The sequence below is a fragment of the Parasphingorhabdus pacifica genome, assembly GCF_054779195.1.
The window spans coordinates 15,565-30,913 of the sequence record NZ_BAAGYS010000007.1 but is presented as its reverse complement, the minus strand read 5'-3'; the positions used below and the strand labels follow the sequence as shown (position 1 = coordinate 30,913).

The window sequence follows — 15,349 nt, the reverse complement described above, 5'->3', positions numbered from 1 at the left end:
TGCGGCTTTCGGTAATTTTCTCGCGAATTTCTGCGGTTTTTTTCCGCTGGTCGCGTCAAATGGCGCAGCGAGCTGGCGAGATCTGTGACAAATCGCAGCGGTATTCGTCCATACGGATGAGGCCGTTGTCTTTTGTTTGCCTCGTCGTGGTTACCTGCCGGGTATGATCGAATCCCGAACCGAGACGCTCGCGCTCACCGACGGCAACCAATTGCGGCTCACGGTCGCCGAACCGGACAACGTCGTGCGTGGCGGGCTCGTCGTGTTGCACGAATCCCGTGGGGTCACGGAGAGGGTGCGTCACCTCGTCGTCGAACTCGCCGAGGAGGGCTGGCTGGCGGTCGCTCCGCACCTGTACCACCGCGACGGCACCGACGAGGTACCCGACGGGCACGGTGAGGAGCACGTCCACGATCATGTGCAGCGACTGTCCGGCGAATCGATCCTGGCGGACACCGACGCCGCCTTCGTGTGGTTGAGCGAGCGGGGAGTTTCCTCGGATCTGCAGGGGTTGATCGGTTTCGACCTCGGCGGTTCGGCGACGCTCGTGGTCGCTGCCAGCCGCAGCCTCGGAGCCGCCGTCACCGTCGGCGGTGGCGGCATCCAACACCCGCTCTCCGACGCGCTGCCCGCGTTGGTCGACGTCGCGGGTGAGCTGACGTGCCCGTGGCTGGGTCTCTACGGTGCGGGTACCCCGGCCGAAGAGGTCGAGAAGCTGCGCGAGTCCGCCGCTGCGGCCGGAGTGGCCACCAACGTGGTGCACTTCGCCGAGTCGGAACACCGGTTCGACCGCGAGAGCGCGGCGGCTGCCGAGGGCTGGCAGCGTGCGACCAGCTGGTTCGACCTGCACCTGCGCTGAAGGCCCCGCCCTGGCGGTCCTGCGTCGACGCGTCTGCCCTGAGGCACCCGCGCTGACCGGCCCGAACCTGACCGGCCACGTGAGGCTGGCAGCAAGTTGTCCACAGACTGTGGAAAAGTTGTCCACAGGTGCATCATCGGGTGTGGACGGATACCTCGCGGTGGGCGGGTGTGGTTACCCGACTCGTAGGACCGGCAATGAGGTGGACCGCAGCTATGGCACGCATGGGCGTGCGTGGGTTAGGAAGCACCCATGACATCAAGCACCCATCCCGAAACCGCACCGGAACTGCTGTGGCAGCCCACCCCGGAACAGGTGGCGGGAACGCGGATGGCCGCGTTCCGCGAATGGTTGCGCGCGGAACGCGATCTCGACTTGACCGACTACTGGGACCTGTATCGCTGGTCCGTCGCAGACTTGGAGGGCTTCTGGTCCGCGATCGCGGAGTTCTTCGGCGTCAAGTTTCACGACCACCCGCGAACGGTGCTGGTCGACGAGGTCATGCCGGGGGCAGAGTGGTTCCCGGGTGCGACGGTGAACTACGCCGAGCAGGCCGTGCGCGAGCAAGCGGGCAAGGCGGATTCCGATCTCGCCGTCATCTTCGAGCGGGAGGACGGGCGGTCCGAGCAACTGACCTTCGGTGACCTCCGTGCGAAGGTCGCGTCCGCGCGTGCCGGGCTTGTTGAGCTCGGGGTGGGGCGCGGTGACCGGGTAGCGGCTCTGGTGCCGAACAGCCCGGAGACGCTGATCGCGTTCCTGGCCGCCGCGAGTCTCGGCGCGGTCTGGTCGTCCTGCTCCCCGGATTTCGGGCCGCGCGCGGTCGCCGACCGTTTTGTCCAGATCGAGCCCACGGTGTTGATCGCGGTCGACGGCTACGTCTACGGCGGGCGCAGCTTCGACGTGCGGGACACGGTCGACGAGCTTCGCGGGCAGTTGCCGGGCCTGTCCGGGACGGTGCTGATCGACTACCTCGGCAACGGCGCTCGGCTCGACGGAACCGTCGATTGGGGAGAACTGCTCGACAGGCACGGCGCCGCGGAGCTCGCCTTCGACCCTGTTCCGTTCGATCACCCGCTGTGGGTGCTGTACTCGTCCGGCACGACGGGGTTGCCGAAGGGGATCGTGCACGGGCACGGCGGGATGACCCTGGAGCACCTCAAGGCGCTCGGGCTGCACTGTGATCTCGGCCCGGGGGACCGGTTCTTCTGGTACACCACGACCGGCTGGATGATGTGGAACTTCCTGGTCGGCGGCCTGCTGCCGGGAGCGACGATCGTCCTGTTCGACGGTGGTCCGGCCCATCCGTCGCTCGCGGCGTTGTGGGGACTCGCCGAACGCCACCGGGTGAGCTTCTTCGGAACCTCGGCGCCCTACATCCAGGGTTGCCTCAAGCGCGGTCTGCGGCCGGGGGAGCAGTTCGACCTCTCGGCACTGCGCACGGTCGGTTCGACGGGCGCTCCGCTGAGCACGGACGGCTTCCGGTGGGTGAACGACGCGGTCGGTGCGGAGGTGCAGACCGCGAGCATGTCCGGCGGCACCGACCTGTGCACGGCGTTCGTGGGGGCGTCTCCGGACGTGCCGGTGTGGCTCGGTGAGCTGTCGTGCCCCCTGCTGGGGGCTGCCGTGGCCACGTTCGACGAGCAGGGCCGCGAGTTGCGCGACGAAGTGGGCGAGCTGGTGCTCACCAAGCCGATGCCGACGATGCCGGTGTTCTTCTGGGACGACCCCGATGGTTCCCGCCTGCGGGACGCCTACTTCGACTCGTACCCGGGTGTGTGGCGGCACGGCGACTGGGCCAAGCTCACCGACCGGGGAACGCTGGTGATCTACGGTCGCAGCGATTCGACCCTCAACCGGGGCGGCATCCGCATGGGTACGGCCGAGTTCTACCGTGTGGTGGAGGGCTTCGACGAGGTCGTCGACTCGCTGGTGATCGACACCTCGGGTGTGGGTGAGACCGACGGCGAGCTGCTGTGTTTCCTGGTGCTGGCCGACGGCGTGCGTCTGGAGGACGTGCGACCGGGGTTGGCGCGGGAGCTGCGCACGCAGTTGTCACCTCGACACGTGCCGAACCGGTTCATCGTGGTCGACGAGGTCCCGCAGACCCTCAACGGCAAGAAGTTGGAGGTGCCGGTGAAGAAGATCCTCGCCGGGGCCGCGCCGGAGCGGGCGGTCAGCAGGGACGCGTTGCGGAATCCGGACTCGCTCGCGCCGTTCGTGCAGTTCAGCGAGCGGGATTCGAGCTGAGGCATTCGGTCGGGGCGCGTCCGGCGCGGGCGCTCCCCGACCGGGGGGACCCCCCCTTCGCGGGCGCCTGTGAGGGGCATGTAGTCTTTTCTCCGGCGGCCGAGAGAACGAGGACTGCCGGGAGGCTTCGCCTAGTCTGGTCTATGGCGCCGCACTGCTAATGCGGTTGGGGGTTACTCCCCCTCCCGGGTTCAAATCCCGGAGCCTCCGCGGTGATACTGTTTACGAACAGGATCACACAACTGAACAAGCGCCCGTAGCTCAACGGATAGAGCATCTGACTACGGATCAGAAGGTTTGGGGTTCGAATCCCTACGGGCGCACGTCTGGTCGAGACAGTTCGAAACCCCCTACTTAGTCGCAGGGGGTTTCTTACTGTCCGGGGTCTGTTCGAGTCGATTCCGACCGCCGCCCAAGCCCCGACCTGCACCGGCCAACTTTCCAAGGCATCCTGGCTGACCACCCGAATCTCGCCGCGACGCCTGAGCCCGCTCCGGGTAGCTGTTGGCCGCGAACCAGCGGAGAGGCTGGTACAAGTTCGACTGCAGCAACACGACACCGCTCGAACCGATCGTCGAACGGTGGCTCGAGAAGGCCGAAAGCGCGCTGATGACCGCCTGGGCAGCGGCGCCGGTACCAGCGAGGGAGCTCCATGAGAATCAACCTGACCAGCGTGCTCGTTGACGACCAGGACAAAGCGCTGCGGTTCTACACCGACATCCTCGGCTTCGATCAGAAGCACGACGTTCCGATGGGTGAGCACCGGTGGATCACGGTGGTGTCACCGGACATTCCGGACGGAACCGAGCTCGTCCTCGAACCCGACGCGCACCCTGCGGCCAAACCGTTCAAGGAGGCGCTGGTCGCCGACGGCATTCCCTTCACTTCCTTCGCCGTCGACGACGTCCCGGCGGAATTCGAGCGGCTGCGCGGACTGGGGGTGCGCTTCACCCAGGAGCCCACCGATATGGGGCCCGTGACCACAGCCGTACTCGACGATACTTGCGGCAACCTGATCCAGATCGCCCACCACACCGGCTAGGCCGGTTTCTTGCTGTTCGTGGCCCGGTTCATCGCCGACTCGGGTTCATCGCCGACCCCGGTTAAGCACCGACCGGTGCATCCCGGTGCGGACACCGCGAGCACGCTGACGTCAACGCCGTGAAGAACGTCCGGCTGCGGGGACGTCAATATGCGCTACGTTGACTGCAACGAACGCGAACACTCCGGCTGTGGGTAGTTATCGATGGGTAGACCGACGTTGGCAGACGAGGTGCCGTGGCAAGCGCTGCTGCACCAGGCCGCGGGGCCGATAGCCATCTTCGACCGGCAGGGTTACTTCGTCTACGTCAATCCGGCGCTGTGCCGCCTGCTCGGCTACGACGCCGAATACTTGCTGCGATGCGCCCCGAACGACGTCACCCATCCGGATTCCCCCGTCGTGGATCGCGAGTCGATTGAGGACTTGCTGGCCAGCTCGGAGAACAGCTTCGAGGTGGAGAAGCGCTTTCTGTGCGCCGACGGCAGCATCATCTGGGCCGTCGTGACCAGTTCGCTCATCCAGCACCGCCAGGACCACCCGCTGTTCTTCCTGTCCCAGATCCAGGACGTCACCGCGCGCCGGGAAACCGAGCTGCTCTGGCAGCGGACGGTGGCTCACGCTCCGATCGGTATGGCCCTGTTGGACCTGAACGGACACTGGACGGAGGTCAACGACCAGCTCTGCGAACTGGTCGGCTACCACCGGAAGGAGCTGCTGGGGCGGCACTTCCTCGAACTGACCTACCCCACCGACCGTGAGGAGGGGATGGACGCGCTGGCCGAGCTGCTGAGCGGTCGGCGGGAGGTGACGAGCATCGAGAAGCGCTACCGGCACAAGGACGGTCACCCCTTCTGGATGCTCATCCGCAGCAGCGTGATCCCGGGCCCGAACGAGCGACCGGCTTACCTCGTCAGCCAGTACGAAGCCATCGGCGAGGGGCACATGCGCGACAGCCATCTGGCGCACCTGGCGCTGCACGACCCACTGACCGGACTGGCCAACCGCGCCTTGCTTACCGACCGACTCGAACGGGCCTTCGCGGAACTGCTCGGCCAGCAGGGCATGCTGGCGGTCCTGCTGATCGACCTGGACGATCTGAAGCCGGTCAACGACACCTACGGGCACGCCGCGGGTGATCGTCTGCTGGCCACCGTTGCGGACGAGTTGCTCAACGCCGTGCGCGCCGGGGACACCGTCGCCCGCATCGGTGGGGACGAGTTCGTCGTGCTCACCCAGGTGGCCGACTTTGCCGCCGCCGAGGCATTGCGCGAGCGGATCTCGACGCTCCTGAGCATCGAGATCCGCGTCACCGGCCAATCGCTGGGCATGAGTGCCAGCGTCGGGCTGGCCGCCACTCGGAACCCGCAGCAGTCCGCGGACGCGTTGCTGCGCGACGCCGACCACGACATGTACCGGCGCAAAGAGATCAACAAGCGGCTGTGACCACTCGTCAGCGCGTTCCGGTCGTCGTGCCGAGTAGACGAGCCGCCGCTTGCCGCGCGTGTCGGGCCGCCTCGGCATCACCGGTGATCGCTGCCGTGGTGATGGCGCCCTCGACGAGGAGTTGGAGCTGTTCGGTCGTTTCGTCCGGATCGTGCACCGCACTCTCGTGGACGAGCTGCGCGAGGTGCTTGTTGAGCGCTTGCTTGTGCTGCTGGGCGATCTCGGTGACGGCGGGCGAGCTCGCGCCGAGTTCACCTACGGAGTTGGCGAACGCGCATCCGCGGAAGCCAGGTTCGCGGAACCACGCACCGAGCCAGTCGAAGACGGCGAGCACCCGTTCGACCGTGCCGGGAGTGTGCTGGGCGACCGAATCGGCCAGCGAGGCGCGCCACCGTTCGTCACGACGTCGCAGTGCGGCGAGGACGAGTTCTTCCTTGGAGCTGAAGCACTGGTAGAGGCGCTTGAGCGAAACGCCGGAAGCGGCGCGGATCTCGTCCATGCTCACGCTTCGGATGCCTCGTTCGTAGAACAACCGTTCGGCCGCGTCGAGCAGCCGGGTCATGGCTTCGGTCTGGTCCACAGCACCCCACTAGCGAAGAGAACGATCATTCTCTATGCTAGCAGCCAGCAAGAGAACGTGCGTTCTCTTCCGTCGAGAGGAGTAGTGCCGTGGCAGCACGACCGCCATTCCCCCCGTTCACCGAGGAGACCGCGCCGCAGAAGGTGCAGGCCGCCGAAGACGCCTGGAACACGCGCGATCCGGAACGGGTCGCCGCCGCGTACACGGCGAACTCCGAGTGGCGGAATCGCGATCGATTCATCACCGGGAGCGCGGAGATCATCGCGTTCCTGCGGCAGAAGTGGGAGCGGGAACTCGACTACGCGTTGCGCAAGGACCTGTGGGCTTTCCAGGGCAACCGGATCGCGGTGCGCTTCCAGTACGAATGTCATGACTTCGACGGGCAGTGGTGGCGCAGCTACGGAAACGAACTGTGGGAATTCGCCGAGGACGGACTGATGTCCCGTCGTGAAGCCAGCATCAACGACGTCCGGATCAGCGAATCCGACCGCCGCATTCTTGGTGCCCGGCCGAGTGCGGAACGTGGGCGGCCGATTCCGCTCCGGTGAATCCTCAGGTGGGCGGGCGTGGTGGTGAGTGCGCTGTCGGCGTCGCCGGTGTTGATCACGACTGCTGATTCCAGGAGTGGCCCGTAGAGCCACTCTTGCAGAACAGGACGAAAAGTCCTTTCTCGTAGAAGCGGACAAATGGTCGGGTGTGAGATGTGTCAGTGACAGCCGAACATGAATATGACTTGCGGAAGTATAATGTCCAGCGAATTCGTCGACGCGTGACCATGCACTGACGAGCCTTTCGAAGAAATATTTACCGTTCGGTAATGTTCTCGTGTTCGCATTGTCTTCGTCGGCGTGGATTCGCTCCTATTTTTGCTCGCGTGCTTCTGTCATGCTTGCGCGTCGCACGGTCGGGGAAATGGAATTGTCGGCGCAGTACAGCAGTGGAATCGGAAAGCAGGCATGACTTACGCACCGCAACGACGCAATTACCCGGAGCCTCCGCCGCCCGTCCGCCGCCGCAAGCGGCCCGGCCGCAAGATCCTGACGGTTCTCGTGGTGTTGCTGCTGGCCCTGGCCGGATTCCTGCTCTACGTGGACTACTCGCTCAAGCGCGAACAGGCGTTGCCCACCGGGGGGGACCGCCCGCAGGACGGGCCGGGCACGAACTGGCTGCTGGTCGGGTCGGACAGCCGCGAAGGTCTGGACGCCGAGCGCCAGGCCGAGTTGGGCACCGGGGACGCCGCCGGACGGCGCACGGACACCGTGATGCTCGTGCACATCCCGGAAAGCGGCGGAAAACCCACCATGGTGAGCCTGCCGCGAGACCTGCTGGTGGACATCCCTGGTCAGGGGGAGGACAAGCTCAACTCCGCGTTCGCCTACGGCGGGTCGCAGCTGCTGACTCAGACCGTCGAAAGCAACACCGGAGTGCGCATCGACCACTACGCCGAGGTCGGTCTCGGCGGGTTCGCGGGAGTCACCGACGCGATCGGCGGTGTGGACCTGTGCGTGCCGGAACGGATGCAGGACCCCAAGGCGAATCTCGACTTGCAGCCGGGTTGCCAGACCCTCGGCGGACCGCAGGCGCTGGGTTACGTGCGCACCCGCGCGTCCGCCAACGGCGACCTCGATCGCGTCCAGCGCCAGCGGGAATTCCTCGCCGCACTGACCGAGAAGGCAACCAGCCCGGAGGTGCTGCTCAACCCGTTCCGGTCGGTTCCGCTGATCCTGGACACCAGCCAGTCGTTCCGGGTCGACTCGGGTGACCACGTCTGGCACCTGGGTTCGCTGGGCCTGGCGATGAACGGCATCGCCTCCGGCCAGGGCGTCACGACCACCGTCCCGTTCGGTGGATTCGACACGACCGACGGTGGCGCTTCGGTCGTGGAATGGGACGACGATGGTGCCGAGCAGCTCTTCGGGGCGCTGGCCAACGACACCCCCGTCCCGCCGGACGTCATCACCACTGCCGAATCCATGGGCGGCTGAGCGTCGCCGATTCGTCGCGGAACCGGGCCGCGGTGGGTGCTGGGATCTCGCGCCCACCGCGATCCCGGTCGCGTGCATTGACCTCCACCTTGGTCGAAGTTCTAGCTTGGTGTGAACATCGCTGAGCAGGAGGAGAACATGGTGCGCACGGGGAACGGTCGGGTCGGGGTCACGGCGGAAGTGCGTTCGCGCGCGAACTTCGCGGACGACGCCGTCGCGCTGGAGAAGCTCGGGTACTCGACGATTTGGGTCCATGGTGGACAGTTGCAGACCTTGGACCCGTTGACCGGGATCATCCGGGCGACGCGGTCGATCGGCGTCGGCAGCGCCATCATCCCCGCGGAGGCGTTCGCCGCGAGTTCGGTCGCCGCCACCTACGCCGACATCGAGGAGACCCACCCAGGTCGCTTCATCGTCGGTGTCGGCGGCGGGCACGGTCCGCGGCCGCTGTGGACGATGAACGCGTACCTCGACGAATTGGACGCCGCCGCCCCGCCGGTACCGGCCTCATCGCGCGGGCTGGCCGCGCTCGGCCCGCGCAAGCTCGAACTGGCCCGCGAACGCAGCGGCGGCGCCATCACGCAACTGATCACGCCGGAGTACGCCGCACGGGCGCGAACCGTTCTGGGTGAGGAGACGAAGCTGATCACCGGACTGTTCGTCGTCCCCGAAACGGACTCCGGCACGGCGCGCGAAACCGCCCGCGGCCCGCTGCGCTTCTTGTCCGGGATCGGCGGTTACCAGTCGAGTTTCCGTCGGATGGGATTCACCGATGAGGACGTCGATGCCCTCAGCGATCGGCTCGTCGACGGGCTGGTCGCCTGGGGCGATGCGGACGCCGTCGCGGGACGCGTCGCGGAACTGGTGGACGCGGGATCCGATCAGGTGGTGCTCAGCGTCCTGCCCACCGAAGCCGACCCCGACCCGTCACCCGCGTGGGAGGCCCTCGCCGAGCGGCTCATCGACTGAGCACGCAGGCAGTCCGGCCACTGGCGTGGCGCGGTCGTCGCCGTGCCCCGGGGACAGTCCGGCGACAGGGCTGTGCGCGCTATTTCCGGAGTCGGCGGCGCAGCAGGAATGCCGCGACCAATCCGACCACCCCGCCGCCGACGCCGATCGCGACGAACGTCGTGGTGCGCTTCGCGGCTTCCGCGTCCGGGTCCGGCAGCACTTCGAAGTAGTAGGCGCTCGTGGCGCGGTGCCCGTCGGCGGAACCGATGGTGTAGTCGACCTTGTAGACGCCGGCTTCGAGCGGTTCGACCGGTGCGGTGACCCGGTTGTCCACCACGGTGACCTCGCCGGTCACGTGGTCCTCGCCCTGCGGGCCGGTCACCTCGACGCTGGGCAGGACCGAAGGCGAGAGCGAGCCGAACACCAGCTCTACGCTGTCGACCCCGGCCGTCACTTCGTCTCCGGGGCCGGGCGTGCCGGTGTCCAGTCCGCTGTGCGCGAGCGCGGTCCCCGCGCCGGTCACGATGAGGACGGCAGTGAGGACGGCGCTGATCAGAAGTCCGCGCATGCGATCCGGTTGTCCATCGCCTCCGCCGGGTGAATCACGATCGACTTGGCGGCGTCGGCGGGCCGAGCGTTGTTCGCGGTCATGTGCCCCTGCCCGGACCCGTCGGTGGTGAAGGCGAGGTGCACCTCGTTGGGCGGTTTGTCGGAGCCCTGCGGGTCGAACTTGAAGTGCGGGCCACCCGAATCCTGCGCGCACGGTTGGGCGTGCAGGTGGGCGAGGTACTTCTCGCTCGGCTTGAGCCCGGTGACCCGGAGCGTCGTGGTCGTTCCGCCTTCGTGCGTGGCCAGCCAGGCTTGTCCCGCGGCGTCGTCGGTTCCCGGTGGGCGGGTGTCGAGCAGTGCGAAGTCCCCGGTGCGCAGCTGTGCCCCGGCGATCTGATCGGCGGGCGTGGCCGCGGGATCGCCCATGTTCATGCCGTCCATTTCGGACGGTCCTTCGGAGGCTGGTGCTTCGGGTGTCGGTGCTGGGGCGTCGCCGTCGGTGCTCCCGCCTCCGCAGGCGCTGAGCAGCGCCGAGGTGAGCAAGGTGAGCCCTGCGGCGGATGAACGGATAGCTGTCCTACGCATGGGGGGAGCATAGGACTCGCCCTTCGGGCCCACTGAGCTGGGATCGGGGCATGCGGTCAACGGCGTTTTTGCTCGTCGGGCGGCAGGAGCGGCCCGCCTTCCCAGCGCTGGAAGATGAGGTTGGTGTGCACGAGTGCGACTTCGTCGCGGGCGGTGAGTTCGTCGAGCACGAGCCGCTGGAGGGCGTTGGCGTTCTCGGCCGCGACGTGGATCAGGAAGTCGTCGGGCCCGGTCAGGTGGTAGAGCTCGCGGGTCTCGGGCTGGCTGAGCACGTGGTCGACGAATGGGTCGACGAGCGGCCTGCGGTGGGGTTGCACTCGGACGTAGAGCAATGCCTGCAGCGGGCGGCCGAGCTTTTCGGGATCGATCCGGAGTCCGTAGCCCGTGATGACCCCCGTCTCGCGGAGACGGTTCACCCGGTCCAGGCACGTGGACGGTGCGATTCCGACCGCGGCGGCGAGTTCTTTGTTGGGCAGTCGGGCGTTGTTCTGCAGGGTGCCGAGAATCCGGAGGTCCACCGGATCCAGTTGCGCTGATTGTGCCATCGGGCGAACAGCATACGGAGTCGCTTCCCGGTTTCCGATTCGTGTGGGACCACTGCAGCGCGACGGCATGACGGCCGCGCCCGATACACGGATTGCTTGGGGGAGCTGCATGGACGACAACCTGCCCGCCTTCGTCGCGACGACGTTGCTGATGTTGATCGTTCCCGGGCCGGACTTCGTTCTGGTCACGCGGAACGCGGTCACCGGTGATCGGCGGACGGCCTACCGCACGGTGGCGGGCGTCTGCGCTGGACTGGGGTTCCTGACGCTGCTGGCCGCGGCCGGACTGGCCGCGCTGCTGGCCGCCAGTCCGGCGATGATGACGGTGCTGCGGTTCGTGGGTGGCGGTTACCTCGCGGTGCTCGGAACCGTGCTGGTGATCTCGGTGTGGCGGCGGTGGCGGAATCCTCGGCCGGAATCGCCCGTTCCGCACAGCACTCGTTCTCCGGTGGTGCAGGGCTTCCTCAACAACGTGCTCAACCCGAAGGCGCTGATCTTCTACCTCGCGTTCATGCCGCAGTTCATGGTTCAGGGCCCGCCGGTCTTTGCCCAGACCCTCCTGTTGGGTGCGTTGGTGGTGCTGTGCGCGGCCGCGTGGTGGTCGGTCTACGTCGCGGTGATCGCGTACGTGCGTCCGCTGCTGCAGCGAGGTGGGGTGCGCTCGGCCATCGATCTCGGGGCCGGTTCCGCGCTGGGCGCTTTCGGGCTGGTGGCGGTGCTCGGCGCCGTGTGAGCGGCACTTTTTCCGGCGATCAGGAAATGAGCAGAATTCATATAATTCCGCTCGCGTGTTTCGGTGTGATCTAAATGGCGCAACGAAAGATCGCCACCGGTTGGTTTACGTTGGACATTTCGTACTATCCAGACCTGTGGTGGGTCTGCGACCGCGTCCCGCCAGGACGATCGAGCACGCTGGGAGAACACGAAAATGATCTCGTCCGGTCTTGAGACCGACAGCACCGGCCAGGCCGACTTCGGCGCCGAGGGCGACTTCGACGCGGAACACGTCGCTCGTACGGATGCGGAGGTGAACACCGCCGAAGGAAGTATCGACGGTGGCGTCGACGGTCCGGCCGAACTCGAAGGCGACGCGACGGCCGATGCTCAGCTCGCCGCCGACGCGGAGAGCGGATTCTCCGGAACCAACTCCCTCGACTCGGACTCCCCGGTCGGTGGCGTGGGCAACCCGATCGAGGTCCGTCCGCACGGCGAAGCCGACTACGCCGCCGAGGGCGACTCCTCCGTCGACTCCGAGTTCGACGCCACCACCCCTGGTGCCGAGCTCGACAGCGACAACAGCCTCGACGCAGGCGGCAGCACCGGCGGGGAAGCCGATTTCGCCTTCTGACCGGGCGTGGACCCGGTGATTCGTCCCGACCCGCGACGGTTACCGACTCGGTTCGTCGCGGGCCGGGACCCGCCGTGTCCGCAGGGAGCGCGTTCAGGGCGCGACGTCGACCGGGGTGCCACCGGTGATCGAGACCAGTTCCGCGAACGACGTCTCGAACATCCTGTGCTCGCTGCCCGCTCCCGCCCACACCCTCGGGAACTGGGCCAGCGCCCGATCGACCACGGTCCTGATCGGCTCCGGGTGCCCGACCGGACCGACGCCACCGACCGGCTGGCCGGTCGCTGCGAAGACGAACTCGGGAGTCGCCCGCCGGATCCGGCCGGTGCCCAACTCGGCTGCCAGGTACTTCGTGTCCACGCGGTGCGCCCCACTCGCGATCACCAGCAGCGGCTCGTCCGAGACCGCGAACACGAGGCTGTTGGCGATCGCCCCGACCTCGCAGCCGAGCCGTTCCGCAGCCGTGGCCGCGGTAGGCACCGAGGAATCGAACTCGACGACTTCGCCGGGCACGTCCAACTCGCGCAAGCGCGCTGCGAAGAGATCAACCGGGTTGCTCATGGCCGCAGCCTGCCGCTTCCGGTCCACTCGCGGCAATGCCACTTCCGCGATCAGGTCAGCAGCAGCGGCAGCCGATTCGTGCCGACCATGTTCGGGGTCGGCAGGAAGGTCGGCGGATTCTCCGGGTCGCAGCGCAGGTTCGGGTAGCGGTCCAACAGCAGATTGGTCGCGATCCTGCCCTCCAGCCGGGCCAGGGGCGCGCCGACGCAGAAGTGGATGCCCCGCCCGAAGGCCAGATGCGGGTTCGGGTCGCGGTCCGGGTCGAACGTGTGCGGGTTCGAGAACTTCTCCGGATCCCGGTTGGCCGCCGCGACCCACACCATGACCAGCTGTTCGGGCGGGATCGTCCGCCCGCCGAGCTCGACTTCGGTATTGGTGACGCGAGCGGTCACCGGGAACGGGCTGAGCATCCGCAGCGTCTCCTCGATCGCGTGCGGCACCAGCGAGCGGTTCGCCCGCACACGCTCCTGCTCCTCCGGATGGGCGTCCAGGCAGAGCACGGTGTTGCCGACCAGCATCGTCGTGGTGATGTGCCCGGCGATCAGCAGAAGTGTGGCGAAGTTGACGACCTCCTGGTCGGTGAGCCGTTCACCGTCCACTTCGGCCTCGACGAGCTTGGTCAGCAGATCGTCGCGTGGTTGTTCGCGGCGCGACGCGGCGTGCCCGCGGATGTACTCGGTCATCTCCTCGAAGTGGCGCATCGACTCCTGCAGCGCCTCCTCCTGCTCGGTCGTCCGCTCGCGCAGGGAGAACTCCGAGGAGTTCGAAAGCATCTTGTCGACCCAGCGGTGGAAGAGTTCCCGGTCCTCGGACGGGACCCCGAGGAGTTCGGCGATCACGATCACGGGCAGCGGGTAGGCGAACTCCTCCACCAGGTCGATGCGGTCGGGCCCGGCCACGTCGAGCAGCTCCTCCGCGATGGTTCTGATCCGAGGTTCCAGCCCGGCGACCACCCGCGGCGTGAACGCCTGGTTGACGAGTTTGCGCAGCTGGGTGTGCCGGGGCGGGTCGAGCTGGGTGAGCCCGCCCTCGGAGAAGTCGTTCGCCTCGGGGACCAAGCGCCCGGTGTGGGAGGAGAACGTGGCCGGTTCGGCGAGGATGTGCTGGGCGTCGCGGTAGCCGTAGACGTGCCACATGCCGGTCGCGTCGTCGAACCGAACGGACTCCTCGGGTTGCTGCCCGGCCAGCCAGAACTGGTTCGGGTGTGTCTGCCAGCGGTCGGTGATGGTGGTCATGGCTCTCCTCGCTCGTTTCAGTGGTGTGCACGTGACTGTTGAGCGGAAATCAGGTCGCCGAACATCTCGCCGACCTCCTGCGCGGCGGCGACGAGAGCCTCGTCCGAAGGTTCGGCGGCCGGCTCGAACGAGTGCCGGATGACGTGGGAGAAGGCGTTCGCCTTGGTTTCGAGATCGAACTCGTCCGCCTTCTCCGCTTGCAGCCCGTCGATCATGTAGAAACCGGTCGCCGCGGCTTTCATCGCGTACTCGAGAGCGGGAACGTCGTCACGCAGCAGCCCGTGGCGTCGCAGCACCTCGAAGACCCGAGCGCTGATCACGAGCTGCCGCTCGCGCAACGACCGTTCGTGCGCCAACCCGATCACCTGGGTGTCCGAAGCCATGAGCGCGCGCATGAGCGGGCGGCGCTCGGCGATGAGGAAGGCGTTTCGCAAGTAGTTGTGCGGGCGAACCTGCCGCGGGTCCGCCCGGAACAGGTCGCGGATCTCTTCGGTGACGTCGGCGGTCTCCCGCACCAGCAGCGTTTCGAAGAGCTCTTCCTTGGTGCGCCAGTGCAGGTAGACCGTTCCCTTGCCGATGCCGACCCGGTTGGCGATGTCCTCGATGGTCACTTTCCGGTAGCCGAACTGGAGCAGCAGTTCACCCGCCGCGTCGAGGATTCGGGTGGACCGGTCATCGGTGGACTCGCGGGGCACGGAAACTCCGTTGTGGCTGGGGTGGTCAGCGATGGGGTGGTCAGCGCTGGGGTGCGGTCGGTGCGACTCGATGGTCTGGTTCGGTTGGTCTGACTTGGTGACTGAGATTGAAATCTGGTCATCCGGTCAGTCCGACGATAGCTCTGTGGAAGTGCGGGAACAACACCGAGCCGCTGGGTAACCGCGCCAGCACCCGAAAACCGCCCGAAAGGGCGAAGATTGCGATGTGTCGGATGCTGCCCGGTACATCCGATCCGTGCAACGCGTTTTGCCCGCCCCGCTTCAGGGGACCCGAGGAGGACCGAGCACGCGACATGGCCCGGATGAGGGTTTCGCCGGGCGGATACTGGCGCGGGTGATTATGTTCTCGCGCAGGCCGCCCAACGCAGCAATCGGATTCTCGGCCAGACAAGGAGCACCATCATGGGACTCGGTGACTTCAAGGAAAAGTTGAAGAACCTCGGCAAGAGCCACGGCGACAAGGTCGAGCAAGGCATCGACAAGGCGAGCCGGACCGCGAAGGACAAGTTCGGGCACGGCGAGAAGATCGACCGGGCTGCCGAGAAGGGCAAGGAGTTCTTCCGGGATGACGGCCAGCAGGGCCAGCAGGGTGGACAGGATCAGCCAGGCCAGCAGGACCAGCCAGGCCAGCAGGGCCAGGACCCGCAGAAGGGCCAGCAGGGCCAGCAATAGCAATCTTCGCCGCCCGGCCTCAGGCTGATAG

The 15,349-nt window shown here is 66.9% G+C and carries 17 protein-coding genes and 2 tRNA genes; 12 read left to right on the top strand and 7 right to left on the bottom strand.

Annotation, left to right across the window (positions count from 1 at the left end; translation table 11 throughout):
• Positions 1–163 precede the first annotated feature (163 nt).
• From ACYVAN_RS09540 to ACYVAN_RS09515, 6 genes are all read left to right on the top strand, one after another.
• Positions 164–859 carry a dienelactone hydrolase family protein gene (locus ACYVAN_RS09540; protein ID WP_460957867.1) on the top strand — a complete coding sequence of 232 codons (696 nt, stop codon included), beginning with the start codon at positions 164–166 and terminating at the stop codon, positions 857–859.
• A gap of 252 nt (positions 860–1,111) precedes the next feature.
• Complete coding sequence (locus ACYVAN_RS09535) at positions 1,112–3,106, top strand: acetoacetate--CoA ligase (RefSeq protein ID WP_460957864.1); 1,995 nt, start codon at positions 1,112–1,114, stop codon at positions 3,104–3,106.
• A gap of 120 nt (positions 3,107–3,226) precedes the next feature.
• Positions 3,227–3,316 (top strand) — tRNA-Ser (locus ACYVAN_RS09530).
• 40 nt (positions 3,317–3,356) lie between these two features.
• A tRNA-Arg gene (locus ACYVAN_RS09525) sits at positions 3,357–3,429 on the top strand.
• Positions 3,430–3,758: 329 nt separating this feature from the next.
• A complete protein-coding gene (locus ACYVAN_RS09520; RefSeq protein ID WP_460957862.1) occupies positions 3,759–4,148 on the top strand; it encodes a VOC family protein in 390 nt (129 codons plus the stop codon).
• Between the two features lie 204 nt (positions 4,149–4,352).
• Positions 4,353–5,591, top strand: a complete 1,239-nt coding sequence (locus ACYVAN_RS09515) for a PAS domain S-box protein (RefSeq protein ID WP_460957860.1) — start codon at positions 4,353–4,355, stop codon at positions 5,589–5,591.
• A 7-nt stretch (positions 5,592–5,598) separates the two neighbouring features.
• Here ACYVAN_RS09515 and ACYVAN_RS09510 read toward each other — a convergent pair whose 3' ends face one another.
• Complete coding sequence (locus ACYVAN_RS09510; RefSeq protein ID WP_460957858.1) at positions 5,599–6,171, bottom strand: TetR/AcrR family transcriptional regulator; 573 nt, start codon at positions 6,169–6,171, stop codon at positions 5,599–5,601.
• A gap of 89 nt (positions 6,172–6,260) precedes the next feature.
• Between ACYVAN_RS09510 and ACYVAN_RS09505 the strand changes: the two genes are divergently transcribed.
• The 3 genes from ACYVAN_RS09505 (at position 6,261) to ACYVAN_RS09495 (ending at position 9,125) form a co-directional block, all read left to right on the top strand.
• On the top strand, positions 6,261–6,719 hold the full coding sequence (locus ACYVAN_RS09505; RefSeq protein ID WP_460957856.1) for a nuclear transport factor 2 family protein: 459 nt from the start codon (positions 6,261–6,263) through the stop codon (positions 6,717–6,719).
• Positions 6,720–7,127: 408 nt separating this feature from the next.
• On the top strand, positions 7,128–8,156 hold the full coding sequence (locus ACYVAN_RS09500) for an LCP family protein (protein WP_460957854.1): 1,029 nt from the start codon (positions 7,128–7,130) through the stop codon (positions 8,154–8,156).
• A gap of 138 nt (positions 8,157–8,294) precedes the next feature.
• Positions 8,295–9,125, top strand: coding sequence for a TIGR03620 family F420-dependent LLM class oxidoreductase (locus ACYVAN_RS09495; protein ID WP_460957852.1), 831 nt, complete (start codon positions 8,295–8,297; stop codon positions 9,123–9,125).
• 79 nt (positions 9,126–9,204) lie between these two features.
• Here ACYVAN_RS09495 and ACYVAN_RS09490 read toward each other — a convergent pair whose 3' ends face one another.
• From ACYVAN_RS09490 to ACYVAN_RS09480, 3 genes are read right to left on the bottom strand one after another with little or no spacing between them, the layout of a single operon-like run.
• Positions 9,205–9,675 (bottom strand): copper resistance CopC family protein, encoded by a 471-nt coding sequence (locus ACYVAN_RS09490; protein WP_460957850.1) that lies wholly within the window; start codon positions 9,673–9,675, stop codon positions 9,205–9,207.
• Positions 9,660–10,241, bottom strand: coding sequence for a hypothetical protein (locus ACYVAN_RS09485; protein WP_460957848.1), 582 nt, complete (start codon positions 10,239–10,241; stop codon positions 9,660–9,662). Before ACYVAN_RS09485 ends, ACYVAN_RS09490 begins: the two co-directional genes overlap by 16 nt.
• A gap of 56 nt (positions 10,242–10,297) precedes the next feature.
• Positions 10,298–10,786 carry an Lrp/AsnC family transcriptional regulator gene (locus ACYVAN_RS09480; protein WP_460957846.1) on the bottom strand — a complete coding sequence of 163 codons (489 nt, stop codon included), beginning with the start codon at positions 10,784–10,786 and terminating at the stop codon, positions 10,298–10,300.
• Positions 10,787–10,895: 109 nt separating this feature from the next.
• Between ACYVAN_RS09480 and ACYVAN_RS09475 the strand changes: the two genes are divergently transcribed.
• On the top strand, positions 10,896–11,519 hold the full coding sequence (locus ACYVAN_RS09475) for a LysE family translocator (RefSeq protein WP_460957844.1): 624 nt from the start codon (positions 10,896–10,898) through the stop codon (positions 11,517–11,519).
• Positions 11,520–11,714: 195 nt separating this feature from the next.
• Positions 11,715–12,134 (top strand): hypothetical protein, encoded by a 420-nt coding sequence (locus ACYVAN_RS09470; RefSeq protein WP_460957842.1) that lies wholly within the window; start codon positions 11,715–11,717, stop codon positions 12,132–12,134.
• A gap of 93 nt (positions 12,135–12,227) precedes the next feature.
• Here ACYVAN_RS09470 and ACYVAN_RS09465 read toward each other — a convergent pair whose 3' ends face one another.
• Genes ACYVAN_RS09465 through ACYVAN_RS09455 form a run of 3 tightly spaced genes read right to left on the bottom strand, consistent with a single transcriptional unit; the run spans position 12,228 to position 14,625 of the window.
• Positions 12,228–12,695 (bottom strand): YbaK/EbsC family protein, encoded by a 468-nt coding sequence (locus tag ACYVAN_RS09465; protein ID WP_460957840.1) that lies wholly within the window; start codon positions 12,693–12,695, stop codon positions 12,228–12,230.
• Positions 12,696–12,745: 50 nt separating this feature from the next.
• Positions 12,746–13,930 carry a cytochrome P450 gene (locus ACYVAN_RS09460; RefSeq protein WP_460957838.1) on the bottom strand — a complete coding sequence of 395 codons (1,185 nt, stop codon included), beginning with the start codon at positions 13,928–13,930 and terminating at the stop codon, positions 12,746–12,748.
• Positions 13,931–13,947: 17 nt separating this feature from the next.
• The gene (locus tag ACYVAN_RS09455) at positions 13,948–14,625 is read right to left on the bottom strand and encodes a TetR/AcrR family transcriptional regulator (RefSeq protein ID WP_460957836.1); all 678 of its coding nucleotides are present in this window, start codon (positions 14,623–14,625) and stop codon (positions 13,948–13,950) included.
• A 423-nt stretch (positions 14,626–15,048) separates the two neighbouring features.
• Between ACYVAN_RS09455 and ACYVAN_RS09450 the strand changes: the two genes are divergently transcribed.
• Positions 15,049–15,318: an antitoxin gene (locus ACYVAN_RS09450; RefSeq protein ID WP_460957834.1), complete on the top strand. Its 270-nt coding sequence runs from the start codon at positions 15,049–15,051 to the stop codon at positions 15,316–15,318.
• The last annotated feature ends 31 nt before the right edge of the window (positions 15,319–15,349 follow it).